Origin of the sequence: Paenirhodobacter sp. (assembly GCF_041916475.1) — a bacterium.
In the GTDB taxonomy this organism is placed as follows: Bacteria; Pseudomonadota; Alphaproteobacteria; order Rhodobacterales; family Rhodobacteraceae; genus Rhodobacter.
The window spans coordinates 37,348-60,965 of sequence record NZ_JAYRZN010000002.1; the positions used below are offsets into that span (position 1 = coordinate 37,348).

22 protein-coding genes are annotated in these 23,618 nt (G+C 68.7%); 14 read left to right on the forward strand and 8 right to left on the reverse strand.

The window, feature by feature from the left end; all coding sequences use genetic code 11:
* Positions 1-41: 41 nt before the first annotated feature.
* Complete coding sequence (locus ACOMG5_RS01110) at positions 42-1,334, reverse strand: Nramp family divalent metal transporter (RefSeq protein WP_420341929.1); 1,293 nt, start codon at positions 1,332-1,334, stop codon at positions 42-44.
* A 126-nt stretch (positions 1,335-1,460) separates the two neighbouring features.
* Here ACOMG5_RS01110 and mntR point away from each other — a divergent pair, with 126 nt between their 5' ends.
* Together mntR and ACOMG5_RS01120 are read left to right on the forward strand one after the other, a co-directional pair.
* Positions 1,461-1,898 carry a manganese-binding transcriptional regulator MntR gene (gene mntR / locus ACOMG5_RS01115; protein WP_420341930.1) on the forward strand — a complete coding sequence of 146 codons (438 nt, stop codon included), beginning with the start codon at positions 1,461-1,463 and terminating at the stop codon, positions 1,896-1,898.
* A complete protein-coding gene (locus ACOMG5_RS01120) occupies positions 1,898-2,560 on the forward strand; it encodes a GntR family transcriptional regulator (protein WP_420341931.1) in 663 nt (220 codons plus the stop codon). The genes mntR and ACOMG5_RS01120 overlap by 1 nt, the downstream gene beginning before the upstream one ends.
* Positions 2,561-2,565: 5 nt before the next feature.
* On the opposite strand, the gene ACOMG5_RS01125 is transcribed toward ACOMG5_RS01120, so the two are convergent.
* The gene (locus tag ACOMG5_RS01125) at positions 2,566-3,969 is read right to left on the reverse strand and encodes an aspartate aminotransferase family protein (RefSeq protein ID WP_420341932.1); all 1,404 of its coding nucleotides are present in this window, start codon (positions 3,967-3,969) and stop codon (positions 2,566-2,568) included.
* A 138-nt stretch (positions 3,970-4,107) separates the two neighbouring features.
* Between ACOMG5_RS01125 and ACOMG5_RS01130 the strand changes: the two genes are divergently transcribed.
* From ACOMG5_RS01130 to ACOMG5_RS01155, 6 genes are all read left to right on the forward strand, one after another.
* Entirely contained in the window at positions 4,108-5,247 is a 1,140-nt protein-coding gene (locus ACOMG5_RS01130; protein WP_420341933.1) for a M24 family metallopeptidase, read from the forward strand.
* 161 nt (positions 5,248-5,408) lie between these two features.
* Entirely contained in the window at positions 5,409-7,013 is a 1,605-nt protein-coding gene (locus ACOMG5_RS01135; RefSeq protein ID WP_420341934.1) for an ABC transporter substrate-binding protein, read from the forward strand.
* Between the two features lie 66 nt (positions 7,014-7,079).
* Positions 7,080-8,087, forward strand: coding sequence for an ABC transporter permease subunit (locus ACOMG5_RS01140; protein WP_420341935.1), 1,008 nt, complete (start codon positions 7,080-7,082; stop codon positions 8,085-8,087).
* A complete protein-coding gene (locus tag ACOMG5_RS01145; RefSeq protein WP_420341936.1) occupies positions 8,084-8,986 on the forward strand; it encodes an ABC transporter permease subunit in 903 nt (300 codons plus the stop codon). The genes ACOMG5_RS01140 and ACOMG5_RS01145 overlap by 4 nt, the downstream gene beginning before the upstream one ends.
* A gap of 4 nt (positions 8,987-8,990) precedes the next feature.
* Positions 8,991-9,830 (forward strand): ABC transporter ATP-binding protein, encoded by an 840-nt coding sequence (locus ACOMG5_RS01150; protein ID WP_420341937.1) that lies wholly within the window; start codon positions 8,991-8,993, stop codon positions 9,828-9,830.
* Positions 9,827-10,660, forward strand: coding sequence for a dipeptide ABC transporter ATP-binding protein (locus tag ACOMG5_RS01155; RefSeq protein WP_420341938.1), 834 nt, complete (start codon positions 9,827-9,829; stop codon positions 10,658-10,660). The genes ACOMG5_RS01150 and ACOMG5_RS01155 overlap by 4 nt, the downstream gene beginning before the upstream one ends.
* A 151-nt stretch (positions 10,661-10,811) precedes the next feature.
* On the opposite strand, the gene ACOMG5_RS01160 is transcribed toward ACOMG5_RS01155, so the two are convergent.
* Together ACOMG5_RS01160 and ACOMG5_RS01165 are read right to left on the reverse strand one after the other, a co-directional pair.
* Positions 10,812-11,750, reverse strand: a complete 939-nt coding sequence (locus ACOMG5_RS01160) for a nucleoside hydrolase (RefSeq protein ID WP_420341939.1) — start codon at positions 11,748-11,750, stop codon at positions 10,812-10,814.
* Positions 11,751-11,792: 42 nt separating this feature from the next.
* Entirely contained in the window at positions 11,793-12,062 is a 270-nt protein-coding gene (locus ACOMG5_RS01165; protein WP_420341940.1) for a DksA/TraR family C4-type zinc finger protein, read from the reverse strand.
* Between the two features lie 172 nt (positions 12,063-12,234).
* On the opposite strand from ACOMG5_RS01165, the gene ACOMG5_RS01170 reads away from it, so the two are divergent.
* Both ACOMG5_RS01170 and eutC read left to right on the forward strand, forming a co-directional pair.
* Positions 12,235-13,629: an ethanolamine ammonia-lyase subunit EutB gene (locus ACOMG5_RS01170; protein WP_420341941.1), complete on the forward strand. Its 1,395-nt coding sequence runs from the start codon at positions 12,235-12,237 to the stop codon at positions 13,627-13,629.
* On the forward strand, positions 13,626-14,366 hold the full coding sequence (gene eutC, locus ACOMG5_RS01175; RefSeq protein ID WP_420341942.1) for an ethanolamine ammonia-lyase subunit EutC: 741 nt from the start codon (positions 13,626-13,628) through the stop codon (positions 14,364-14,366). The genes ACOMG5_RS01170 and eutC overlap by 4 nt, the downstream gene beginning before the upstream one ends.
* A 94-nt stretch (positions 14,367-14,460) precedes the next feature.
* Here the strand turns inward: eutC and ACOMG5_RS01180 are convergent, their stop codons facing one another.
* Positions 14,461-15,831, reverse strand: a complete 1,371-nt coding sequence (locus ACOMG5_RS01180; protein ID WP_420341943.1) for a phosphomannomutase — start codon at positions 15,829-15,831, stop codon at positions 14,461-14,463.
* Positions 15,832-15,897: 66 nt separating this feature from the next.
* Positions 15,898-16,995: a redox-regulated ATPase YchF gene (gene ychF, locus ACOMG5_RS01185; protein ID WP_420341944.1), complete on the reverse strand. Its 1,098-nt coding sequence runs from the start codon at positions 16,993-16,995 to the stop codon at positions 15,898-15,900.
* 116 nt (positions 16,996-17,111) lie between these two features.
* Here ychF and ACOMG5_RS01190 point away from each other — a divergent pair, with 116 nt between their 5' ends.
* The 3 genes from ACOMG5_RS01190 (at position 17,112) to ACOMG5_RS01200 (ending at position 20,073) form a co-directional block, all read left to right on the forward strand.
* The gene (locus ACOMG5_RS01190; RefSeq protein WP_420341945.1) at positions 17,112-17,525 is read left to right on the forward strand and encodes a VOC family protein; all 414 of its coding nucleotides are present in this window, start codon (positions 17,112-17,114) and stop codon (positions 17,523-17,525) included.
* Between the two features lie 82 nt (positions 17,526-17,607).
* Positions 17,608-18,399: a tryptophan synthase subunit alpha gene (trpA, locus tag ACOMG5_RS01195; RefSeq protein ID WP_420341946.1), complete on the forward strand. Its 792-nt coding sequence runs from the start codon at positions 17,608-17,610 to the stop codon at positions 18,397-18,399.
* 510 nt (positions 18,400-18,909) lie between these two features.
* On the forward strand, positions 18,910-20,073 hold the full coding sequence (locus ACOMG5_RS01200; RefSeq protein ID WP_420341947.1) for an alpha-hydroxy acid oxidase: 1,164 nt from the start codon (positions 18,910-18,912) through the stop codon (positions 20,071-20,073).
* 232 nt (positions 20,074-20,305) lie between these two features.
* Here the strand turns inward: ACOMG5_RS01200 and cueR are convergent, their stop codons facing one another.
* Both cueR and ACOMG5_RS01210 read right to left on the reverse strand, forming a co-directional pair.
* A complete protein-coding gene (gene cueR / locus ACOMG5_RS01205) occupies positions 20,306-20,719 on the reverse strand; it encodes a Cu(I)-responsive transcriptional regulator (RefSeq protein WP_420341948.1) in 414 nt (137 codons plus the stop codon).
* Positions 20,719-23,184, reverse strand: a complete 2,466-nt coding sequence (locus ACOMG5_RS01210; RefSeq protein WP_420341949.1) for a heavy metal translocating P-type ATPase — start codon at positions 23,182-23,184, stop codon at positions 20,719-20,721. Before ACOMG5_RS01210 ends, cueR begins: the two co-directional genes overlap by 1 nt.
* Before the next feature lie 168 nt (positions 23,185-23,352).
* On the opposite strand from ACOMG5_RS01210, the gene ACOMG5_RS01215 reads away from it, so the two are divergent.
* Complete coding sequence (locus ACOMG5_RS01215; RefSeq protein WP_420341950.1) at positions 23,353-23,541, forward strand: heavy-metal-associated domain-containing protein; 189 nt, start codon at positions 23,353-23,355, stop codon at positions 23,539-23,541.
* Positions 23,542-23,618: the final 77 nt, after the last annotated feature.

Sequence of the window (23,618 nt, forward strand, 5' to 3'; positions counted from 1 at the left end):
GGGGCAGGGCGCGCCCCGGGCAAGCCTCGGCCTGCGATGCTTCAGCCTTCTATGAAGGGGATCGGCAGGCCGAAGAAGGCCGCGAGCAGGATGAAATTCAGGCACAGCACCGCCGCCGCCCCCGCCGTGGCCAGCGTCCGCGTGAGCGGCCGGCTGACGAATTCGCCCATGACCTTGCGGTTGCCGATGAAGTGGATCAGCGCCAGCATCGGCACCGGCAGCGCGATCGAGAGCACCACCTGCGAGAGCACCAGCGCATCGGTGGCATTCACCCCCGCCAGCACCACCGCGAAGGCGGGCACCATCGTCACCGCCCGGCGCAGCCACAGCGGCACATGGAAGCGCAGGAAGCCCTGCATCACCAGCTGCCCCGACATCGTGCCCACGACCGAGGAGGAAATCCCCGAGGCGATCAGCGAGACGAGGAACACCCCCGCCGCGGCCGAGCCCAGAAGCGGCGTTAGGGTATGATAGGCGGTCTCGATCTCGGCCACCTCGGAATGGCCCTGATGGAAGGCCGAGGCCGCCATCATCACCATCGCCATATTGACCATGCCCGCCACCGCCAGCGCGATCACCACCTCGATATTGGAGAAATGCAGCACCCGGCGTTTCTGTTCGGCGCCGTGGGTGGCGGCGCGGTTCTGGGTCAGGCCGGAGTGCAGATATATCGCATGCGGCATCACCGTGGCGCCGATGATGCCCACCGCGATGGTCAGCGCGCCCGCATCGGGCAGCTGTGGCGTGATCAGCCCGGTCGCGGCGCCGGCCCAGTCCACCGGGGCGATCACCACCTCGATCAGGTAGCACACCCCGATCACCCCCACCATCGCGCCGATGATCAGCTCCATCGGGCGAAAGCCCAGCCCCTCGAAGGTCAGGATGCCATAGGTCACCACCGCGGTGATCCCCATCCCCCACAGGAGCGGCATGCCGGTGAGCAGCGACAGCCCGATCGCGCCGCCAAGAAACTCCGCGAGATCCGTGGCCATGGCGGCCACCTCGCTCACCGCCCACATCGCCCAGACCAGCGGCCGCGGCAGGTTCTCGCGGCTCAGCTCCGCGAGGTTGCGCCCGCTGACGATGCCGAGCTTTGCCGAAAGCCCCTGGAACAGCATCGCGATCAGGTTCGCGACCAGCACGATCCACAGGAGCGAATAGCCATAGCCCGCGCCCGCCTGAATATTCGTGGCGTAATTGCCCGGGTCCATATAGGCCACCGAAGCCACCACCGCGGGCCCGGCGAAGGCCAGAGCCGCGCGCGGCCCCCGCCGCCGGCCCTCCAGCACCTCCGACATCGTCGCCTGAGTCCGTCCCGAGAGTGATCCGCGCATCCGTCGCCTCCGTGTGTCGCGGCGATATTTAGCCAAGGCTACATTTTTGTCAAATGGCAACATCGGCGCTCGGTTCACAATCTGTTGCCGGGGCTGTAAGATCTGCCGCAGCAGACAGGAGGCCCCATGCCGCAAGACGAATCTCCGGATGATCCGGGCCGCGGGTCGGAGCGGTTCCACCATGCGCGGGCGGCGCAATCGGTCGCCGTGCTGGAGGATTACGCCGAGATGATCGACGACCTGATCGCCGAGATGGGCGAGGCGCGGATCACCGACATTGCGGCGCGGATGGGGGTGACGCATCCGACGGCCACCAAGGCGGTCGGGCGGCTGAAGCGCGAAGGGCTGGCGGTGTCGCGGCCCTATCGCGGCGTGTTCCTGACGGAGGAGGGCGCGGCGCTGGCGGCGCGCTGCCGCACCCGGCACCGGGTGGTGGTGGATCTTCTGGTGGCGGTGGGCGTACCCCCCGATACCGCCGAGATCGACGCCGAGGGGCTGGAGCATCACGTCTCCGAAACCACGCTGCGCGCGTTCGAGAGCTATCTCGCGGGGCGGCGGGGCTGATGGGGCTCGACGACAAGGCCCCGGCCCATCTGAACACCTATCTGGGCATCCGCGAGCTGATCCTGTGCGGCGATCTGGTCCCCGGTCAGCCGGTGACGATCCAGGGCCTGGTGGGCACGCTCAATGCCGGCATGACCCCGGTGCGCGAGGCGCTGCGGCGGCTGACGGCGGAAGGCGCGCTGCGCTTCCACGACAACCGCCGGATCACCGTGCCGGTGCTGACCATCGCCGAGGTGGACGAGCTGATCTTCGCCCGGCTGGCGCTGGAGCCCGAGCTCGCGCGCCGCGGCGCCGCGCGGATGCGCGCCCCCGATATCGCCCGGCTGGAGGAAATTGACCAGCATCTGGACCGCGCCATGCAGACCGGCAATATCCGCGACTATATGCTCTTCAACCACCGCTTCCACGCCGCGATCTATGCCGCCGCGGGCACGGTGGTGATCGAGCCGCTGGTCGATGCGCTCTGGCTGCGCTCGGCCCCGGCGCTGCGGGTGATGTGCGCGCGCTTCGGCGCCCAGAGCCTGCCCGACATGCACCGCGCCGCGCTCACCGCCATGCGCGCGGGCGATGCCGCCGCCGTGGCGGAGGCGATCCGCGCCGATATCCTGCAGGGGCTGGAGAATGTGCGCGCCCTCATCGCCGAAGGCGCGCCGCTGGTCTGAGGGGCTCAGGCGTCGGCCGTCGCCGCCTCCATCAGCCCCTCGGCCTTGGCCTGGGCATAGCCCTCGTCGAGCGACTTGCGCGCCCGCGCGATCAGGATATCGACTTCCTCACGGCTGATGGTCAGCGGCGGCGAAATGATCATCCGGTCGCCGACATGGCGCATGATCAGGTTGTTGGCGAAGCAGCGCTCGCGGCAGATATAGCCCACGGTGCCTTCCTTCGCGGCGAATTTCGCCCGCGCGGCCTTGTCGGGGGTGAGCGCGATCGACCCCATCAGGCCCACGATCTTCGCCTCGCCCACCAGCGGATGCTCCGCCAGCGCCTCCCACTGCGTTTTCAGATAGGGCGCCGTTTCCTCGCGCACGCGGGTGACGATGCCATCCTCCTCCAGGATCCGCAGGTTCTCCAGCGCCACGGCGGCCGCCACCGGATGGCCCGAATAGGTATAGCCATGGGCGAATTCCTCGGAGCCGTCGATCACCCGCGCGATCTCGTCCGACACGATCGAGGCCCCCATCGGGATATAGCCCGAGGTCAGGCCCTTGGCGCAGGTCATGATGTCGGGGGTGATGCCCATGGTCTGGCTGCCAAACCAGTTCCCGGTGCGCCCGAAGCCGCAGATCACCTCATCGGCGATCAGCAAGATGCCATGCTCGCGGCAGATCCGCTGGATTTCCGGCCAGTAGCTCGCGGGCGGCACGATCACGCCCCCCGCGCCCTGGATCGGCTCGCCGATGAAGGCCGCGACCTTGTCCGCGCCAATCTCCAGGATCTTGGCTTCCAGTTCGCGCGCCCGCGCCAGGCCGAAGTCCTCCGGGCTCATCTCGCCGCCCTCGGACCACCAGTCGGGCTGGTTGATATAGGCGATACCCGGGATCGGCAGGCCGCCCTGCTTGTGCATGCCCTTCATGCCGCCCAGGCTCGCAGCCCCCATGGTGGAGCCGTGATAGGCATTCCAGCGCGAGATCACCACGCTCTTCTCCGGCTTGCCGAGCGCCTGCCAGTAGCGGCGCACCATGCGCAGGTTGGTGTCGTTCGAATCCGAACCGGAGCCGTTGAAGAACACATGGTTCAGATCGCCCGGCGCCAGATCCGCCAGCCGCTTCGCGAGCGTGATCGCCGGGATGTGCGAGGTCTGGAAGAAGGTGTTGTAGAACGCGAGCTCGCGCATCTGCTTCGCGGCGGCCTCGGCCAGTTCCTCGCGGCCATAGCCCACGTTCACGCACCACAGTCCGGCCATGCCGTCGAGGATCTCATGCCCGTCGCTGTCGGTCAGCCAGACGCCCTTGGCGCGGGTAATGATCCGCGCGCCCTTCTTCGCCAGCGCGGCGCCATCGGTGAACGGGTGCATGTGATGGGCCGCATCGAGCGCCTGCAGTTCGGCGGTGGGCAGATGGTTCTCGCGCATGATGGCCTCCTGTGGGGTTTGCTTGCTCTGATAATATGATCAAATTATCCGAGGGTCAACGCGCCCGTCGCAGGCTGGAAGCCGGCGTGCAACGGGTGCATACCCGGGGCCGAACGGGCAGCGGATCAGGAGGATGCCATGACTGGACTGGACAGCGCGCTGAAGGGCTTCAGCCGCGTGAGCGTGACCGATATCACCGACGCGGAGCTGGCCGCGCGGCTCGCGGGGCTGCGGGCGCGGATGGCGGGGCAGGGGGTGCAGGCGGTCTGGCTCGATGCCTCCTCGTCGCTGCGCTATTATACCGGGCTTGGCATCGGCCTGTCGGAGCGGGTGCATGGCGCGCTGGTGCTGCCGGAGGCGCTGGTCTATGTCAGCCCGCGCTTCGAAGTGCCGAAGCTCGAGACCATGCTGCGCCTGCCCGGAGAGATCCTCGCCTGGGACGAGCACGAAGACCCCTGCGCCGCCATCCGCGCCCGGGTCGGCGGTACGCTGGCGCTGGATCCGGCGACGCCCTTCCTGTTCGCGTCGCGCCTGCTGCCCGCGGTGTCGGCCGGGCCGATGATCGCGGCGCAGCGGCAGGTGAAATCCGCAGCCGAAATTGCCATCATCCAGGCCGCGATGGACGCCAGCTACCGCGTGCAGCGCGCCGTCTGGCAGGGCCTGCGCCCCGGCATCTCCACCACCGAGGTCGGCCAGTTCGTGGATGCGGCGCATCGCGCGCTCGGGCTGTCGCCGCTGTTCGTGGCGGTGCAGTTCGGCGAGGCCACCGCCTATCCGCATGGCGTGCCCTATCCGCAGGTGCTGACCGAGGGCGATATGGTGCTCGTCGATCTGGGGGGCGTGCTGAAGGGCTACCGCTCCGACATCACCCGCACCTATGTGTTCGGCGCCGCCACCCCGCGCCAGCGCGCCCTGTGGCAGGCCGAGCACCGCGCCCATGCCGCAGCCTTCGCCGCCGCCCGCATCGGCGCGCCCTGCGCCGCCGTGGATGCCGCCGCCCGCGCGTCGCTCGCCGCCGATGGCTTCGGCCCGGGCTACGATGTGCCCGGCCTGCCGCACCGCACCGGCCATGGCCTCGGCCTCGATATCCACGAGGACCCGTTCATGGTGCAGGGCAACCTGACGCCGCTCGCCCCCGGCATGGTGTTCTCGATCGAGCCGATGCTGTGCGTTTATGGCGAATGCGGCGTGCGGCTCGAAGATATCGTGCATATGGGCGCGGCGGGCCCGCAGTGGTTCTGCCCGCCCGCCGCGCGCATCGACGCACCGTTTGAATAAGCCTTTACATGACGTCGCGTTGCGCCTTGAATGCCGCTCATAAAGATGTGAATAAGCGCCCATGATAGGATTTGTCCAATAGGTCAAAAGCGCCATCATGAACCCGCCGGCATTGTCATGGCGGGGGCCAAAATCTTCAACAGTGAGTGAAAGGACGCCTGATGAAACTCCGCACCCGCAGCCTTCTTGCCGCCTCCGCGCTGGCACTGACCGCCGCCGGGCCGCTGGCCGCGAAGACCTTCGTCTATTGCTCGGAGGCCTCGCCCGAAGGCTTCGACCCGGCGCCCTATACCGCCGGCACCACCTTCGATGCCTCCGCGCATCCGATCTACAGTGGCCTGGTGGAGTTCAAGCCCGGCACGACGGAAGTCGTACCCGCGCTGGCCGAGAGCTATGAAGTCTCGGAGGATGGCACCGTCTATACCTTCCACCTGCGCAAGGACGTGAAGTGGCAGTCGAACGACGTGTTCACCCCCTCGCGCACCCTGACCGCCGATGACGTGGTCTTCAGCTTCGTGCGCCAGGGCGATGCCGCCAACCCGTGGCACGAATATACCCCGGGCATCACCTACGAATATTACACCTCGATGGAGATGCCGGAGCTGGTGAAATCGGTCGAGAAGGTCGATGACCTGACCGTGAAGGTCACCCTGACCCATGCCGAGGCCCCGTTCATCGCCAACCTCGCCATGCCCTTCATGCGCATCGTCTCCAAGGAATATGCCGATACGCTGGAGAAGGCGGGCACCAAGGAAGACTTCAACAACAAGCCGATCGGCACCGGCCCGTTCAAATTCGTCGCCTATCAGAAGGATGCGGTGATCCGCTACCAGAAGAACCCCGATTACTGGGGTGAAGCGCCGAAGATCGACGATCTGGTTTTTGCCATCACGCCCGATGCCTCGGTGCGGCTGCAGAAGCTGAAGGCCGGCGAATGCCACCTGATGCCTTTCCCCGCGCCGGCCGACATCGCCGCGATCAAGGCCGACAGCAGCCTGAAGGTGGATGAGCAATCCGGGCTGAACGTCGCCTATCTGGCCTACAACACCACCGTCGCGCCCTTCGACAAGCCCGAGGTGCGCAAGGCGCTGAACATGGCGATCAACAAGCAGGCGATCATCGACGCGGTGTTCCAGGGCGCGGGCCAGGTCGCGAAGAACCCGATCCCGCCGACGATGTGGTCCTATAACGACAGCATCAAGGACGACCCCTACGACCCTGAAGCCGCGAAGAAAATGCTCGCCGATGCCGGTGTGAAGGACCTGACGATGGAGCTCTGGGCGATGCCGGTGCAGCGCCCCTACATGCCCAATGCGCGCCGCACCGCGGAGCTGATGCAGGCCGATCTCGCCAAGGTCGGCGTGAAGGCGGAGATCGTCTCCTATGAATGGGGCGAATATCTGAAGAAGTCGATGGAAGAGGGCCGCAAGGGCGCCGTCATCCTCGGCTGGACCGGCGACAACGGTGACCCGGACAACTTCCTGAGCGTGCTGCTCTCCTGCGCGGGCGCCAAGACCGGCGGCGCCAACCGTGCCTTCTGGTGCAACCAGGAGTTCTCCGACCTGCTGCTGAAGGCCAAGACCACCTCCGACATCGCCGAGCGTACCAAGGCCTATGAAGCCGCGCAGGTGATCTTCAAGGAGCAGGCACCGTGGGACACGCTGGCGCATTCGACGCAATATGTGCCGATGCGCAAGAACGTCACCGGCTTCACCCAGAGCCCGCTTGGCGATTTCACCTTCGAACACGTCGACCTGACCGAATAATCCCGGTCTGACAACAAGACGGGCGCGCGGGGGCCTCCCCCTGCGCGCCCGTTAAGGATCATCCCCATGATACGATTTCTTCTCACCAAGCTCGCCTATCTGGTGCCGACCTTCCTCGGTATCACCATCGTGGCCTTCGGCTTCGTCCGGGTGCTGCCAGGCGATCCTGTCCTGCTGATGGCGGGCGAACGCGGGCTCAGCCCCGAGCGCCATGCCGAGGTCGCCCGCCAGTTCGGCTTCGACCGGCCGATCTGGGCGCAATATCTCGATTTCCTGGGCCGCCTGTTCCATGGCGATCTGGGCAATTCGCTGGTGACGAAGAAGCCCGTGCTGGCGGAGTTCCTGCAGCTGTTCCCGGCCACGGTGGAGCTCTCGGTGGTGGCGATCATCCTCGCCACCGTGATCGGCGTGCCGGTGGGCGTGCTCGCGGCGATCAAGCGCGGCTCCTGGTTCGATCAGGTCTCCATGACCGCGGCGCTGGTCGGCTTCTCCATGCCGATCTTCTGGTGGGGGCTGCTGCTCATCATCTTCTTCTCGGGCATCCTGCAATGGACCCCGGTCTCGGGCCGGATCAGCCTGATGTTCTTCTTCCCGCAGGTCACCGGCTTCATGCTGATCGACAGCCTGCTCTCCGGGCAGAAGGGCGCCTTCGCCTCCGCGGCCGCGCACCTGATCCTGCCCTCGGTCGTGCTGGCCACGATCCCGCTCGCCGTCATCGCGCGCCAGACCCGCTCGGCCATGCTCGAGGTGATGGGCGAGGACTATGTGCGCACCGCCAAGGCCAAGGGCATGCCCTATGCGCGGGTGGTCATGGTCCATGCGCTGCGCAATGCGATGATCCCGGTGATCACCACGATCGGGTTGCAGGTCGGCGTGCTGCTCGCAGGCGCGATCCTCACCGAGACGATCTTCTCCTGGCCCGGCATCGGCAAATGGATGATCGATTCCATCGCCCGGCGCGATTACCCGGTGGTGCAGTCGGGGCTGCTGCTCATCGCCGCCATCGTGATGATCGTGAACCTGCTCGTCGACCTGACCTATGGTCTCATCAACCCGAGGATCCGCCACAAATGACCGACACCGCTGTCAAGCTTTCCGATGCGGCGATCCGGCGGCGGATGCTCACGGATTTCTGGTATCACTTCCGGCAGAACCGCGGCGCCGTCGCCGGGCTGTGCGTGTTCATCCTGCTGGTGCTGGCCGCGGTGCTGGCGCCGCTGCTGGCGCCGCATGATCCGACCATGCAATACCGCGATGCGCTCCTGGTGCCGCCGGTGTGGCAGGAGGGCGGGCGCAGCGCCTATCTGCTCGGCACCGATGCCGTCGGGCGCGACATGCTCTCGCGGCTGATCTATGGCGCGCAATATTCGCTCTTCATCGGCATCGTCGTCGTCTCCATCGCGCTGGTGGGCGGCATCCTGATCGGTACGGTCGCGGGCTTCTTCGGCGGCTGGGTCGATACCGTGATCATGCGGGTGATGGATGTGGTGCTTGCCTTCCCGTCGCTCCTGCTGGCGCTGGTGCTGGTGGCCATCCTGGGGCCGGGGCTGCTGAATGCGATGATCGCCATCGCCATCGTCTACCAGCCGCATTTCGCCCGCCTGACCCGCGCCGCGGTGATGGGCGAGAAGGCGCGCGAATATGTCACCGCGGCGCGGGTGGCGGGGGCAGGGAACATGCGGCTGATGTTCCGCACCATATTGCCGAACTGCCTCGCGCCGCTGATCGTGCAGGCGACGCTGAGCTTCTCCTCGGCAGTGCTGGATGCGGCCGCGCTCGGCTTCCTCGGCATGGGCGCGCAGCCGCCCGCCTCGGAATGGGGCACGATGCTCGCCGAAGCGCGCGAGTTCATCCTGCGTGCCTGGTGGGTGGTCACGTTCCCGGGCCTCGCGATTCTCGTCTCGGTGCTGGCGATCAACCTGATGGGCGACGGTCTGCGCGACGCGCTCGACCCCAAACTGAAGAAGGGCTGAGGCGATGGCACTGCTGAACATCCGCAACCTCACCGTCCGCTTCGCCACCGCCGCGGGCAGCTTCACCGCCGTCGACGGCATCGACGTCTCCGTCGATGCGCGCGAGGTGCTGGCGATCGTGGGCGAATCCGGCTCCGGCAAATCGGTGTCGATGCTCGCGGTCATGGGGCTTCTGCCCGATACCGCCACGGTCACGGCCGATGAAATGACCTTCGACGGCCAGGACCTGCTGCATCTGAGCGCGGCGGACCGCCGCCGCCTGATCGGGCGCGAGATCACCATGATCTTCCAGGAGCCGATCGCTTCGCTGAACCCGGCCTTCACCGTGGGCTTCCAGATCGAGGAAGTGCTGCGGCTGAACCTGGGCCTCTCGCGCCGCGCCGCGCGCGCCCGCGCGGTGGAGCTGTTCCGTGCCGTGGGCATCCCCGAGCCGGAGACCAAGATCCACTCCTATCCGCACCAGATGTCGGGCGGGCAGTGCCAGCGGGTGATGATCGCGATGGCGATCGCCTCCAACCCGCGGCTGCTGATCGCGGACGAGCCCACCACCGCCCTCGACGTGACAATCCAGAAGCAGATCCTCGATCTGCTGATGACGCTGCAGGAGCAGCACGGCATGGCGCTGATCCTGATTACCCACGACATGGGCGTGGTCGCCGAGACCGCGGACCGGGTGATCGTGCAATACAAGGGCCACAAGATGGAGGAGGCCGACGTGCTGAGCCTGTTCGAGGCGCCGAAGCATCCCTATACCCGGGCGCTGCTCTCGGCGCTGCCGGAAAACGCCACCGGGGACCGGCTGCCCACGGTCTCCGATTTCTTCGGGGTGGAGGGCGTGAAATGACGGCGGTCGTCGAAGGCATCGGCCTGACCCAGGACTATTACATCCCCGGCGGCATGTTCGGCGGCGCGAAGACGGTGCGCGCGGTGAAGGGCGCGAGCTTCGCGGTGCAGAAGGGCAAGACGCTCGCCATCGTGGGCGAATCCGGCTCGGGCAAATCCACGCTCGCGCGGATCGTGGCGCTGATCGACCATCAGTCGGGCGGCGTGCTGAAGATCGACGGGCAGGAGGTGGACATCTCGCGCCGCCGCCCGGACCATACCCTGCGCGCCAAGGTGCAGATGGTGTTCCAGAACCCCTATGGCAGCCTGAACCCGCGCCAGAAAGTGGGCGACGTGCTGATGGAGCCGCTCCTTCTGAACACGAAGCTGCCCGCGGCGGAGCGGCGCGCGCGGGCGGAGGCGATGCTGGTGAAGGTCGGGCTCGGGCCCGAGCATTTCAACCGCTACCCGCATATGTTCTCGGGCGGGCAGCGCCAGCGCATCGCCATCGCGCGGGCGCTGATGCTGAACCCGGCGCTTCTGGTGCTGGATGAGCCGGTCTCGGCGCTGGACCTTTCCGTGCAGGCGCAGGTGCTGAACCTGCTTGCGGACCTGCAGGAGGAATTCGGGCTGACCTATGTGTTCATCAGCCACGACCTTTCGGTGATCCGCTATATCGCCGATGAGGTGATGGTGATGCACAAGGGCGAGGTGGTGGAGCAGGGCAGCCGCGACGAGATCTTCGCAGGGCCGAAGCACCCCTATACGCAGCAGCTTTTTGCCGCGACCCCGGAGACGGATGTGGAGGCGATCCGCGCCCGTGTCGCCCGCCGCGCGGCGCTCAGACCCTGAGCGCTGGCGGGGCCGAGGGCGCGCGGGGGACGCCCCCCGCGACCCCCGGCGGCGGCCGTGCGCCCGCATCCTGCCACGGCCATCCATGCCGCTGGCGGGTGCCGGCTCTTGCCTGGGGACGGGCGCCTGCTTTGAGGGCGCGGCTCAGCGGTCAGGCGGTGATGACCCGGCGGATGGTCTGCAGTACCGCGCCCGCGTCTATCCCCTCGGCATAGGCCTGAACCGGCACCTCATCCCAATCGGTGGGCGGGAACACCATCTCCTCGGGCGCGGGCACCGTCATGCCGATGCCGATGCCCTCGGTGAGCACCCGCACCCGCGCCGGGCGCGTGCGGAACAGCGCCGGATCCGTGAGCGCCACGCAGGCGCAGCAATCATGCACCACCATGCCGCGGTGCCGGAGCGCCTCGTAAAAGCCCACATAATCCAGCGACAGATCGCGCAGCAGCGCGAGATCCGGCCCGATTGCGCCCAGCTCCTCGATCTCGGCGCGGGTCATTTCCACCTGCCGCGTCACATCGAGCCCCACCGCCAGCACCGGCCAGGGCGCGGCAAAGACCGCATCGGCCGCGGTGGCATCGCCGAAGATATTGGCCTCCGCCGCCGGGGTGATATTGCCGGGCACCGCGAAGGCCCCTCCCATCAGGATCACCTGGCGCACCATCCCGGCGATTTCGGGCGCCTCATAGAGCGCGCGCGCCAGGTTCGTCATCCGCGCCACGGCGACGAGGCTCACCTCGCCCGGATGGGCGCGCACGAGATCGATGATCAGCTGATGCGCCGGGCGCGGATCGGGCGCGCCCGCGGGCTCGGGCACACCGATATTCCCAAGCCCGTCATGGCCGTGGATATGCACCGGCCAATGCTCGGTGCCGCCGGCGCCGACGGGGCCCGCAGCCCCCGCCGCCACCGGGGCATCGATCCCCCAGGCCTCCTTCAGGAACAGCGCGTTGCGCGCGGTCAGCGCCACCGGCGCATTACCGAACACGGTGGTGATGCCGATCAGCTCCACATCGGGATGCCGGTGCAGGTAATAGAGCGCGAGCGCATCGTCCACGCCGGGGTCGGTATCGAAAATCACCTTCTGCATCGGGGCCTCCCTCTTTGGCCCCGGATTAGCCGCCCGGGCGGGCTACTTCAACTGGCTGTCCTTGGAGCCGCGCCGGTTGATGCCGCCGCGCGCCTGGGCCCGGCCGTCACGGGCCTTCTGGCAGTCGATGCAGAGCTTCACCCCGGGTATCGCTGTGCGCCGGGCCTCGGGGATCTCCTCGCCGCATTCGGCGCATTCCGGCAGGCTCTCGCCCACCAGCGCGCGCCGCGCCTGCAGCCGCTTCAGCTCATCCTCGATCGAAGCGTCGATCTGTTCGTTCACCGCGCCGTCGCGCGCCCAGCCACCGGCCATGCCCGTCCTCCTGTCTGGCCCAAGATGCGCGCCCGCCGCGCCGCGCGCAAGGGGGGCCTCTGCCCAAGCACTGATCATTCGGCGCGGCCCGCGCCCGATTCCGGGGCGCGGTGCTTGACAGCCCGGGCCGATCCGCCGAACCGTAGGCCATTACTGCAACAGGGAGATCCGCATGGCATATGCGACGGTCATCGGCCAGACGCGCTACAGCTTCGACACGCTGAAGGCGCTGCTCGCCAAGGCCACGCCGGAGCGCTCGGGCGACCAGCTCGCGGGCGTGGCGGCGGAGGGGCCGGTGGAGCGCCTGGCCGCGCAGATCGCGCTGGCGGATCTGCCGCTGAAAGCCTTCCTCGCGGAGGATGTGCTGGATGTGCCGGGCGACGAGATCACCGATCTGATCTTCTCCAGCCACGATGCCCGGGCCTTCGCCCCGGTGGCGCATCTGACCGTGGGCGAATTCCGCGAATGGCTGCTGCGCCCGGAAACCGGGGCCGCGGAGCTTGCGGCGCTCAGCCCCGGGCTCACGCCGGAAATGGTCGCGGCAGTGAGCAAGATCATGCGGCTGCAGGACCTCGTGGCGGTGGCGGCAAAGCGGCGCGTGGTCACGCAGTTTCGCAACACGCTCGGGCTCGCCGGGCGGCTCTCCACCCGCAACCAGCCGAACCACCCGACGGACGACAGCCGCGGCATCCTCGCCTCCGCGGTGGACGGGCTCCTGATGGGCACGGGCGATGCCGTGATCGGGGTCAATCCGGCGACCGATACGGTCGAGGATTACACCCGCATCGTCACCCTGCTCGACGAGCTGCGCCGCGCGCTCGAGATCCCCACCCAGCACTGCTGCCTCGGCCATGTCACCGTCGCGATCGAGGCGATGGCGCAGGGGGCGCCGGTCGATCTGGTGTTTCAGTCGGTCGCCGGATCCCAGAAAGCAAACAAGGGCTTCGGGGTCGATCTTCAGGTTCTGCGCGAAGCTCATGAGGCGGCGCTCTCGCTCGGGCGCGGCACCATCGGCACCAACGTGATGTATTTCGAGACCGGCCAGGGCGCCGCGCTCTCGGCCGATGCGCATTTCGGCATGGACCAGCAGACGATGGAGACCCGCGCCTATGCCGTGGCGCGCGCCTTCAGCCCGCTTCTGGTGAATACCGTGGTGGGCTTCATCGGCCCCGAATATCTGTTCAACGGCAAGCAGATCATCCGCGCCGGTCTGGAGGACCATTTCTGCGGCAAGCTGCTTGGCCTGCCGATGGGGGTGGATGTGTGCTATACCAACCACGCCGATGCCGATCAGGAGGATATGGACAGCCTGCTGATCTCGCTCGTGGCCGCGGGGGTGAATTTCGTCATCACCGTGCCCGGCGCCGACGACATCATGCTGAACTATCAGACCCTCTCCGCCCATGACGCGGTCTTCGCCCGCGAGACGCTGGGTCGCCCGCCGGCCCCCGAATTCGCCGATTGGCTCCAGCGCATGGGGGTGACGGACGGGGCCGGGCGCATGGCCGAGGGCCGCGCCCTGGTGGACCGCCTGCGCGGCGTGCCGCTCCTGGAGGCCGCGCAATGAGCGATGCTCCCGTGACCGCCCTCAGTGCCCGCCTGCGCGCGATGACGGCCGCGCGGGTGGCGCTCGGCCGCTCCGGCTCCGGCCTGCCCACGCGCGCGGCCCTCGCCTTCGCGCTGGATCATGCCCGCGCGCGCGAGGCGGTGTGGTCCGCGATGGATCTGCCCGCGCTGCGCACGGCCCTCAGCGCCTGGCCGCTCGCCGAAGTCGGCAGCGCCGCACCCGACCGTGCCGCCTACATCCGCCGCCCCGATCTCGGGCGCAGGCTCGCGCCGGGCACGGTGCTGAGCCTGCCGAAATCCGATCTGGTGATCGTGGTGGCCGATGGCCTCTCGGCCACGGCGGTGGATGCCCATGCCGCCACGGTGGTGAACGCGCTGCAGGCGCTGCGCGCCGCGCCCGCCTCCGTGGTTCTGGCCGAGCGCGCCCGGGTCGCTCTGGGCGATGAAATTGGCGCGGCGGCGGGGGCCGATGCCGTGGTGCTGCTCATTGGCGAGCGCCCGGGCCTTTCTGCGGCCGATAGCCTCGGCGCCTATATCACCTGGGCGCCGGAGCCGGGCCTCCCCGACAGCCGCCGCAACTGCATCTCGAATATCCGCCCCGGGGGCCTGGATCCGGAGGAGGCGGCGCATCGCATCGCGGGCCTGCTCGCGCAGATGAAACGCGCGAAAACCTCCGGCGTGGCGCTGCCCCGTGCCGTCCCGATCACGGCCGAGCCCGGCCCGGGCCAGATCGGCTGACGTTCCCGCCGGGGGTCGCGGGGGGCGTCCCCCGCGCGCCCTCAAGGGCCCCGCCGCCCCGCCCGGATGGGCGCCCCGCAAAGGGCGCCGCGCCCTAGCGCAGCCGCGCCGCCAGCTTTTCCAGATAGGCCGCAAGCAGCCCCGCCGCCGCGGCCTTGCTGTCGGCCTCCACATAGCAGCGGAACTCCGGCGCATTGCCCGAGGCGCGCAGATGCACCACCGATCCATCGGCGAACCGCGCCCGCAGCCCGTCGGTCAGGTCCACCTCGGTCACCTTGCCGGGCGCGAAGAAGGCATCGCGCCGCGCGGGTGCGTCCTTCAGCTCCGCAATCAGCTCCGCCGCCCGCTCGGTCGGGATCTCGGTCAGCCGGTCCGCGGCGGTGAACCGCGGCGGCAGCGCCGCCACCAGCCCCGCGAGCGGCAGCCCCGCGGCCTTCGCCGCTGCCAGCGGCGCCAGGATCGGCAGCAGGCAGTCGCGCGTCATCAGGGGCGCAAGCGGCCCTGCCGGCCCCTGCGCCTCGAAGCCCAGCAGGAAGCCGCCATTGGCCTCATAGCCCACCACGGCGCCCGTCTCCTGCGCCATCGCCGCGATCACGAAGGGCGAGCCGATCCGCGTCAGCACGATCCGCCCGAAGCCCATCCCCGCGATCATGCTGTTCGATGAAACCGGCGTGCAGATCACCTCCGCCCCCAGGCTCCGCGCCGTCAGCGCGCCCAGAATGTCGCCCGGGATCACTTCGCCCGCGGCATCGGTCACCATCGGCCGGTCGGCATCGCCATCGGTCGAGACCAGCGCATCCAGCCGGTTCTCGGCGCACCAGCGCGCGAATTGCGCCCGCGTTTCCGGGTCCACCGCCTCGGTATCCACGGGGATAAAGCTTTCGGAGCGCGCGAGCCGCACCACATCGGCGCCGAGCCCGGCCAGCACCTCGCCCAGGATCTCGCGCGCGACCGAGCTGTGCTCATACACGCCCACCCGCAGGCCGCGCAAAGCCTCGGGCCCGAAGCCCGCCACATAGCGCGCGCCATAGCGCCCCGCGGCCCCCGCATCGGCCTCCAGCGTGCCGCCGCCCGGGCCCGCAGGCGCCCCGAGCGCGCCAAGGATCGCGGTCTCGTCGGCCTTGGTGATCTCGCCTTCGGGGATATAGAATTTCAGCCCGTTGCGGTCTGCGGGGATGTGGCTCCCCGTCACCATCACCGCGCCGCAGCCTTCGGAAATGCAGGCCAGCGCCAGCGCGGGCGTGGGCAGCGCGCCGAGGTCTATCGCCCGGAGCCCGCATTCCGCCACCGTGCGCAGGACCACCTGCGCGATCTCGGGCGAGGAGGGGCGGTAATCGCGCCCGACCATCACGGCGCCGCCGGTCGGGCAGGCCGCAATGAAGGCGCGCGTATAATCCGCGACAAGCTCGGGGGTCAGTTCAAGCACGAGGCCGCGCAGGCCGCTGGTGCCGAATTTCGGAGCCATGCTGTTCTCCTGTGGATGCTGCCGCCCCTGTATGGCCCGTGGCCCGGGGCGGCGCAACAGGCGCCCTCAGGCGTTAAACAGGAAATGCAGAACGTCGCCGTCCTTGACCTCGTAGGTCTTGCCTTCCACGCGGAACTTGCCCGCCTCCTTGGCGCCGGCCTCGCCCTTGTGGGCGACGTAATCCTCATAGGCCACGGTCTCGGCGCGGATGAAGCCGCGCTCGAAATCGCCGTGGATCACGCCCGCGGCCTGCGGCGCCAGTGTGCCCTCGCGGATCGTCCAGGCGCGGGCCTCCTTCGGGCCCACGGTGAAATAGGTCTCGAGCCCCAGAAGCTCGTAGCCCGCGCGGATCAGCCGGTCGAGGCCCGCCTCGTGCAGCCCCAGCTCCTCGAGGAACATCACCGCCTCCTCGGCGTCGAGCTGGCTGATCTCCTCCTCGATCTTGGCGGAAATCACCACGATCCCGGCATGTTGCTCGGCGGCCATCTTCGCCACCGCCTCGGTCTTGGAATTGCCGGTCGCGGCCGATGCCTCCTCGACGTTGCACACATACAGCACCGGCTTCGCCGTCAGCAGCTGCAGCATGCTCCATTGCTTGCGGTCGTCCTCGGAGACCTGAACCGTGCGCGCGGGCTTGCCCGATTCCAGCGCCGCCAGCGCCGCCTTCATCAGCCGCTCCTGATCGAGCGCGTCCTTGTCGCCGCCCTTGATCTTGCGCTGGATGCCCTGCAGCCGCTTCTCGAGCGACTCCATATCCGCGATCATCAGCTCGGTCTCGATCGTCTCGGCATCGGCCACCGGGTCGATCCGGCCCTCCACATGGGTGATGTCGCCGTCCTCGAAGCAGCGCAGCACATGGGCGATGGCATCGGTCTCGCGGATATTGGCCAGGAACTGGTTGCCCAGGCCCTCGCCCTTGGAGGCGCCCTTCACCAGGCCCGCGATATCGACGAAGGTCATCCGCGTCGGGATGATCTGCTTCGAGCCCGCAATCGCCGCCAGCGTATCGAGCCGCGGATCGGGCACCGCGACCTCGCCCACATTCGGCTCGATCGTGCAGAAAGGGAAGTTCGCGGCCTGGGCGGCGGCGGTCTTCGTCAGCGCGTTGAACAGCGTCGATTTGCCCACGTTGGGCAGGCCGACGATCCCCATCTTGAAGCCCATGTCTCTCACCTCGCGGAAAACTCGGCCGCTACATAGGCACAAGCCCGCCGGCGCGCAAGCAAAGGCTTTCCGCTGCCGCCCGGTGCGCTATCTCTGTGGCGCAAGGAGGATCCATCATGTTCACACCCTATATGCACTTCCAGGGCTGCTGCGCCGAGGCGCTGACGACCTATTGCCGGGTCCTCGGCGGCACCGAACTGACGCTCATGACCTATGACGACGTGCCCGATGGCGGCTTCGGTGGCGCGGGCGCCGGGCAGCTGATCATGCACGGCAGCTTCCGGCTGCGCGACGGCATGCTGTTCGCCTCGGATTTCCCGCCGGGGATGGAGGGTGAGCGGCAGCAGGCGGTCTCGGTCCACCTCGATTTCCCGACCGATGCCGCCGCCCACGCGGCCTTCGATGCGCTGCGCGAGGGCGGGCAGGAGATCATGCCCTTCGCCGAGACCTTCTGGGCCACCGGCTTCGGCATGCTGCGCGACCGGTTCGGCACGCATTGGATGCTGTCGGGGCCGATGAAGGCGGGCTGAGGGCCGCGCCATCGGCGCGTATCGGCCATTGATTTCCCCTCTGCGATGCCGCAAACCGGGCGCCAACAGAGAGGATACGACCATGACCCGGATCGACGCGAAATTCGCCGCGCTGAAGGCGGAGGGAAAGAAGGCTTTCGTGGCCTACCTGATGGCCGGCGATCCGGATGTGGAGACGTCGCTCGCGGTGATGAAGGGCATGCCCGCCGCCGGGGTCGATGTGATCGAGCTGGGGATGCCCTTCACCGATCCGATGGCCGATGGCCCCACGATCCAGCATGCCGGCCAGCGCGCGCTGGAGGGCGGCCAGACCCTGCAGAAGACGCTCGAGATGGTCGCGGCCTTCCGCGAGACCGACCAGACCACCCCGGTGGTGATGATGGGCTATTACAACCCGATCTACAGCCGCGGGGTGGAGCGTTTCCTCACCGATGCCGTGGCGGCCGGGATCGACGGGCTGATCGTGGTCGATCTGCCGCCCGAGGAGGACAGCGAGCTGTGCCTGCCCGCGCAGGCGGCCGGGATCAACTTCATCCGCCTCGCCACGCCCACGACGGACGACAAGCGCCTGCCGGTGGTGCTGCGCAATACCTCGGGCTTCGTCTATTACGTCTCCGTCACCGGGATCACCGGCAGCCAGGCCGCGCAGGCGGGCGATGTCGGCCCCGAGGTCGCGCGCATCAAGGCCGCGACCGATCTGCCGGTGGTGGTGGGCTTCGGCATCAACACCCCCGAGGCCGCGCAGACCATCGCCGGGGTGGCGGATGGCTGCGTCGTGGGCTCGGCCATCGTGAAGCTGATCGGCGAGGGCCGCCCGGTAGCCGAGGTGCTCTCGCGCGTGGCGGCGCTGGCAGGCGGCGCCCACGCCGCCTGAGTTCTGTGCGCTGTGGCGGGCTGCTGGTCCGAATGCCCGGTCTCAGGGTCCGTCTGGCTGTGCAGGGAGCCAATGAAGCAGGGCTTCATTGCGGTGGCGCCGGTGAAGCGGCGTTTCATCGCTCCATGCTGACGCCGGGCTCTTGCCTGCGCTGATCCGCATGCGGGAGCCAGGGCGACGCATCCTTTGTGAAGGGCTGTCCCTGAGGCGCCGATGACCATGGCCCGAGGGTCGCGCCGCCCTTGCCCGGGCTCTCGCGCGCCACCCGGGCGGCCGCGGCGCTGCTGGCGGACCTTCTCCTGCGGGCGCCCTCTTTTCGCCTGCGGCCCGTGGAGCAAGCTGCGCCCACAGAGCGCGGCTTTGGGGCCGCGCGGGACGCTTTGCCGCCTGCGTTGATTTGGGCTGGTGCAAAGACCAGCCATATTCAGCCTCAGCGGCCCGCCGCCACGCGCGCGTTGACTTGGGCCCGGCTGCGGCGTACCCCGGTCGGATCGGAACCGGAGGTCTGTCATGCCCGTCATCACCTGTATCCAGGATCTGAAGGATCTGCACCGCAAGCGGACCCCGAAGATGTTCTATGATTATTGCGAGAGCGGGTCCTATACCGAGCAGACCTTCCGCGAGAATACCTCCGATTTCGCACAGATCCGGCTCCGGCAGAAAGTGGCGGTGGACATGTCCGGCCGCACCACGGAGACGACGATGCTCGGGCGCAAGGTGTCGATGCCGGTCGGGCTCAGCCCGGTGGGTATGACGGGCATGCAGCGCGCCGATGGCGAGATCAAGGCGGCGCGGGCGGCGGCGAAGATCGGGGTGCCTTATACGCTCTCGACCATGTCGATCTGTTCGCTCGAGGATGTGCATGCGGCCTCGCCGGAGCCGTTCTGGTTCCAGCTCTATGTGATGCGCGACGAGGACTTCGTCGACAACATCATCGAGCGCGCGCGGCGGGCGCAATGCTCGGCGCTGGTGCTGACGCTGGATCTGCAGATCCTCGGGCAGCGGCACAAGGACCTGAAGAACGGGCTTTCGGCGCCGCCGCGGCTGACGCTGCCCAATATCGTGAACATGGCCACCAAGGTGCAATGGGGGCTGGAGATGCTGCAGACCCCGCGGCGGTTTTTCGGCAATATCGTCGGCCATGCCAAGGGCGTGGGCGATGCCTCCTCGCTGGTGACCTGGACCAGCGAGCAGTTCGACCCGCAGCTGGACTGGGCCAAGGTGGCGCGGATCCGCGACCAGTGGGGCGGCAAGTTCATCCTGAAGGGTATCCTCGATGCCGAGGACGCGCGCATGGCGGCCGATTTCGGCGCGGATGCGATCATCGTGTCGAACCATGGCGGGCGGCAGCTCGATGGGGCGCTGTCCTCGATCCGCATGCTGCCCTCGATCGTGGAGGCGGTGGGCGGCAAGACCGAAGTCTGGCTCGACAGCGGGATCCGCTCCGGGCAGGATATTCTGAAGGCGCTGGCGCTGGGCGCGACGGGCACGATGATCGGCCGGGCCTATATCCATGGCCTCGGCGCGATGGGGCAGGAGGGCGTGGAGACCGCGCTGGAGATCCTGCGCAAGGAGCTCGACGTGTCCATGGCGCTGTGTGGCGAGCGCGATGTGAAGGCGCTCCGCCGCGAGAACCTGCTGATTCCGAACGGGTTCTTCGACACATATGCCTGAGCGGCGCAGCCCGCGCGCCGCACAGGGGGGATGCGGGGCGCAGGGCGCGCTTTTGCTGGCGTGAGGGCTTGCTAGGCCATGTGGAAGACCGCCCGCGACCTGCCTGCGGAGCGGCGGGAAGGGGCGGGGTGGCCCATTTTGCTGGGGGCAGGATGATGCCTGGCAGGCATCGCGGAGCCGATGCCCGGCGCGTCTGGCGGCCGCACGGGAGGCCAGCGCCGCCCGCGGGCGCCTATGATGTGTGGCAGGCCGCGCCGGGGCTGCCGCCGAGATCTTCGAGGATCGGGCAATCGGGCCGGTCGCTGCCGGAGCAGGCATCGGCCAGGTGGCGCAGGGTGCCCGCCATGGCCTGCATTTCCGCGATCTTGCGCTCCAGCGCCGCGACATGTTCGAGCGCGAGCGCCTTCACATCGGCGCTGTGGCGCTCCTGATCGCTCCAGAGGGCGAGCAGCTCCGCGATGGTGGCGACGGGAAAGCCCAGATCGCGGGCGCGGCGCACGAAGCGCAGGCTCTGCACTTCGCGCGGGCCATAGCTGCGGTAGCCCGCCTCGCTGCGCGCTGCAGCCGGGATCAGCCCGACGGATTCATAATAGCGGATCATCTTGGCCGAGACGCCGGAGGCGCGGGCGGCTTCGCCGATGTTCATCACGCGGCTCCTGTCTGCGGGGCGAAGCGTTTCAGCCGCAGCGCATTGCCCAGCACGAAGACCGAGGACATCGCCATTGCGCTGGCGGCAAAGACCGGCGACAGCAGGATGCCGAAGGCGGGCCAGAGCACGCCGGCGGCGAGCGGAATGAGCGCGGTATTGTAGGCGAAGGCCCAGAACAGGTTCTGCCGGATATTGGCCATGGTGGCGCGCGAGAGCGCGATGGCGGCGGGCACTGCCGTGAGCCGCCCCGACATCAGCACCACATCCGCCGCCTCGATTGCGACATCGGTGCCGGTGCCGACGGCGATGCCCACATCCGCCGCGGCCAGCGCCGGGGCATCGTTGATCCCGTCGCCGACGAAGGCGAGGCCTCCGGCCGCCTTCAGGCGCGCGATGGCGGCGACCTTGCCCTCCGGCAGCACCTCGGCCACGACCTCGTCTATGCCGAGCTGGCGGGCGATGGCCTGCGCGGTGCGGGCATTGTCGCCGGTGATCATCGCGACTTTCAGGCCGAGCGCATGCAGGGCGCGGATCGCCTCGGGGGTGGTGGCTTTCACCGGATCGGCTACAGCGAGCACCGCGGCGACCTTGTCGCCGATCGCGGCATAGAGCGGGGTCTTGCCCGCTTCGGCCAGGGTCTGGGCCGCCGCGCCGAGCGCCCCGATATCGAGCCCGAGGCTGGCCATGAACCGGTCTGCGCCCACCGCGATGCGCCCGGCGTCGCTTTGCGCCGAAACGCCGTGCCCGGAATGCGAGGCGAAATCGCGGATCTGCGGCAGGGCGAGCCCTTCGGCCGCCTGCACCAGCGCGCGGGCGATGGGATGCTCGGATTTCGCCTCCACCGCCGCCACCGCGGCCAGAACGGTGGCGCGGTCGAACCCCGGGGCGGGGGTCAGGTCGGTCAGCTGCGGTTTGCCCTCGGTCAGGGTGCCGGTCTTGTCGAGGGCTACGACCTTCACCTCCTGCAGGCTTTGCAGGGCCTCGCCGCGCCGGAACAGGATGCCCAGCTCCGCGCCGCGCCCGGTGCCCACCATGATCGAGGTGGGCGTTGCGAGGCCCATCGCGCAGGGGCAGGCGATGATCAGCACCGCGACGCCATTGACCAGCGCGAAGGTCAGCGCCGGGCTCGGGCCGAAGATCAGCCAGGCGAGGAAGGTGAGCAGCGCGAGCCCCATCACCGCGGGCACGAACCACAGCGTCACCCGGTCCACCAGCCCCTGGATCGGCAGCTTGCCGCCTTGCGCCTCCTCGACCATGCGGATGATCTGGGCGAGCATCGTCGCCTGGCCCACGGCGGTGGCGCGGAAAGTGAGCGCGCCGGTCTGGTTCACCGTGCCGCCGGTGACGGGGCTGCCCGTGCGCTTCTCCACCGGCAGCGGCTCGCCGGTGATCATGCTTTCGTCGATCCAGCTCGTGCCTTCGGTCACGGTGCCATCGGTGGGCACCCGTTCGCCCGGGCGCAGCTCGATCAACGCGCCCGCGCGCAGCTCGGCCACCGGGATTTCGCGCACCGTGCCGTCGCGCTGCACCCGCGCCGTGCGCGGCTGCAGGCCGACGAGCCGCTGGATCGCCTGAGAAGTGCGCCCCTTCGCACGCGCCTCCATCCAGCGCCCGAACAGGATCAGCGTGACGATGACGGCGGCGGCTTCGTAATACACGTTCACCGTGCCGGGCGGCAGCAGGCCGGGCGCGAAGGTCGCGACCAGCGAATAGCCCCAGGCCGCCAGCGTGCCCACGGCGACGAGGCTGTTCATGTCGGGCGCGGCCTTGGCCAGGGCCGGGATGCCCTTGCGGTAGAATTGCAGCCCGGGCCCGGCCATCACCGCCGTGGTCAGCACCGCCTGCAGCAGCCAGCTGGCCTGATGCCCGAGCGTGGCCATCACGAAGTCATGGACCGGCGGCAGCATGTGCCCGCCCATCTCGATGATGAAGACGGGCAGGGTCAGCACGGCGGCGAGCGCCAGCCTGCGCCGGAGCCCGGCTTCTTCTTCGGCCTTGCGCGCGGCGGTGTCGGCTGTGGCGCCGGTGCCTGCGAGGCGCGCCTCGTAGCCCGCGGCGGCCACGGCCCGGATCAGGGCCTCGGTGCTGGCCGTGCCGGTGACCTGGGCATGCTCCGTCGCCAGATTGACGCTGGCTGCGCTGACGCCCGGCACCGCACTGAGCGCGCGCTCGACCCGGCCCACGCAGGAGGCGCAGGTCATGCCCTCGATGTCGAGCTCGGTGGTTTGCGGCCGCACCTCGTAGCCGATCGCCTCCACCGCCTGGATCAGGCGGGCGCGGTCGATCCCGGCGCCCAGCACCTCGGCGCGCTCGGTCGCGAGGTTCACGGTGGCGCTCTCGACCCCGGGGGCCGCCTTCAGCGCCTTTTCCACCCGCGCTACGCAGGAGGCACAGCTCATGCCCTCGATATCGAGCACGACTTTCGCGCTCGAAGCGTCCTGAAAGGAGGCGGGTTTGGTCATGGCGGCATCCTCTGGTCATCCTGTCCGCATTCCCAGATAGGGGTTCCAGCCATGGGAAGGTCAAGGGGCGCAGAGAATTTTCTGTGGCCGCCGGGCGGGGCTTGACCTTCCTACGGTGGGAAGCCCCATCTGGAATGGCATGATCCGTATTCCCCAGAGGAGGGACCCATGCAATTCCACATCGAAACCATGACCTGCGGCGGCTGTGCGCGTGGCGTGACCCGGGCGATCCACGCGGTCGATCCGGTGGCCGAGGTGCAGGCCGACCCGCCTTCGCGCAAGGTCGAGGTGAAGACCTCGGCGCCGCGCGAGGCGCTGGCCGCGGCGCTGACGGCTGCGGGCTTCGCGACGGCCTGAGCCGCCTTGCACCTTGTTCCCGGGCGGGGGCCATCCTCCGGCGAGCAGGCATTGTGCGGGGGGCGGGGCCGGTACGG

Excerpts from the sequence above, each read along its gene's own strand:
- ACOMG5_RS01150 (WP_420341937.1), top strand. The coding sequence starts at position 8,991 with ATGGCACTGCTGAACATCCGCAACCTCACCGTCCGCTTCGCCACCGCC.
- ACOMG5_RS01215 (WP_420341950.1), top strand. The coding sequence starts at position 23,353 with ATGCAATTCCACATCGAAACCATGACCTGCGGCGGCTGTGCGCGTGGC.
- ACOMG5_RS01110 (WP_420341929.1), bottom strand. The coding sequence starts at position 1,334 with ATGCGCGGATCACTCTCGGGACGGACTCAGGCGACGATGTCGGAGGTG.
- ACOMG5_RS01125 (WP_420341932.1), bottom strand. The coding sequence starts at position 3,969 with ATGCGCGAGAACCATCTGCCCACCGCCGAACTGCAGGCGCTCGATGCG.
- ACOMG5_RS01140 (WP_420341935.1), top strand. The coding sequence starts at position 7,080 with ATGATACGATTTCTTCTCACCAAGCTCGCCTATCTGGTGCCGACCTTC.
- ychF (WP_420341944.1), bottom strand. The coding sequence starts at position 16,995 with ATGGGCTTCAAGATGGGGATCGTCGGCCTGCCCAACGTGGGCAAATCG.
- ACOMG5_RS01155 (WP_420341938.1), top strand. The coding sequence starts at position 9,827 with ATGACGGCGGTCGTCGAAGGCATCGGCCTGACCCAGGACTATTACATC.
- ACOMG5_RS01170 (WP_420341941.1), top strand. The coding sequence starts at position 12,235 with ATGGCATATGCGACGGTCATCGGCCAGACGCGCTACAGCTTCGACACG.
- ACOMG5_RS01210 (WP_420341949.1), bottom strand. The coding sequence starts at position 23,184 with ATGACCAAACCCGCCTCCTTTCAGGACGCTTCGAGCGCGAAAGTCGTG.
- ACOMG5_RS01165 (WP_420341940.1), bottom strand. The coding sequence starts at position 12,062 with ATGGCCGGTGGCTGGGCGCGCGACGGCGCGGTGAACGAACAGATCGAC.
- trpA (WP_420341946.1), top strand. The coding sequence starts at position 17,608 with ATGACCCGGATCGACGCGAAATTCGCCGCGCTGAAGGCGGAGGGAAAG.
- cueR (WP_420341948.1), bottom strand. The coding sequence starts at position 20,719 with ATGAACATCGGCGAAGCCGCCCGCGCCTCCGGCGTCTCGGCCAAGATG.
- ACOMG5_RS01145 (WP_420341936.1), top strand. The coding sequence starts at position 8,084 with ATGACCGACACCGCTGTCAAGCTTTCCGATGCGGCGATCCGGCGGCGG.
- ACOMG5_RS01120 (WP_420341931.1), top strand. The coding sequence starts at position 1,898 with ATGGGGCTCGACGACAAGGCCCCGGCCCATCTGAACACCTATCTGGGC.
- ACOMG5_RS01180 (WP_420341943.1), bottom strand. The coding sequence starts at position 15,831 with ATGGCTCCGAAATTCGGCACCAGCGGCCTGCGCGGCCTCGTGCTTGAA.
- eutC (WP_420341942.1), top strand. The coding sequence starts at position 13,626 with ATGAGCGATGCTCCCGTGACCGCCCTCAGTGCCCGCCTGCGCGCGATG.
- ACOMG5_RS01200 (WP_420341947.1), top strand. The coding sequence starts at position 18,910 with ATGCCCGTCATCACCTGTATCCAGGATCTGAAGGATCTGCACCGCAAG.
- ACOMG5_RS01135 (WP_420341934.1), top strand. The coding sequence starts at position 5,409 with ATGAAACTCCGCACCCGCAGCCTTCTTGCCGCCTCCGCGCTGGCACTG.
- ACOMG5_RS01190 (WP_420341945.1), top strand. The coding sequence starts at position 17,112 with ATGTTCACACCCTATATGCACTTCCAGGGCTGCTGCGCCGAGGCGCTG.
- ACOMG5_RS01160 (WP_420341939.1), bottom strand. The coding sequence starts at position 11,750 with ATGCAGAAGGTGATTTTCGATACCGACCCCGGCGTGGACGATGCGCTC.
- ACOMG5_RS01130 (WP_420341933.1), top strand. The coding sequence starts at position 4,108 with ATGACTGGACTGGACAGCGCGCTGAAGGGCTTCAGCCGCGTGAGCGTG.
- mntR (WP_420341930.1), top strand. The coding sequence starts at position 1,461 with ATGCCGCAAGACGAATCTCCGGATGATCCGGGCCGCGGGTCGGAGCGG.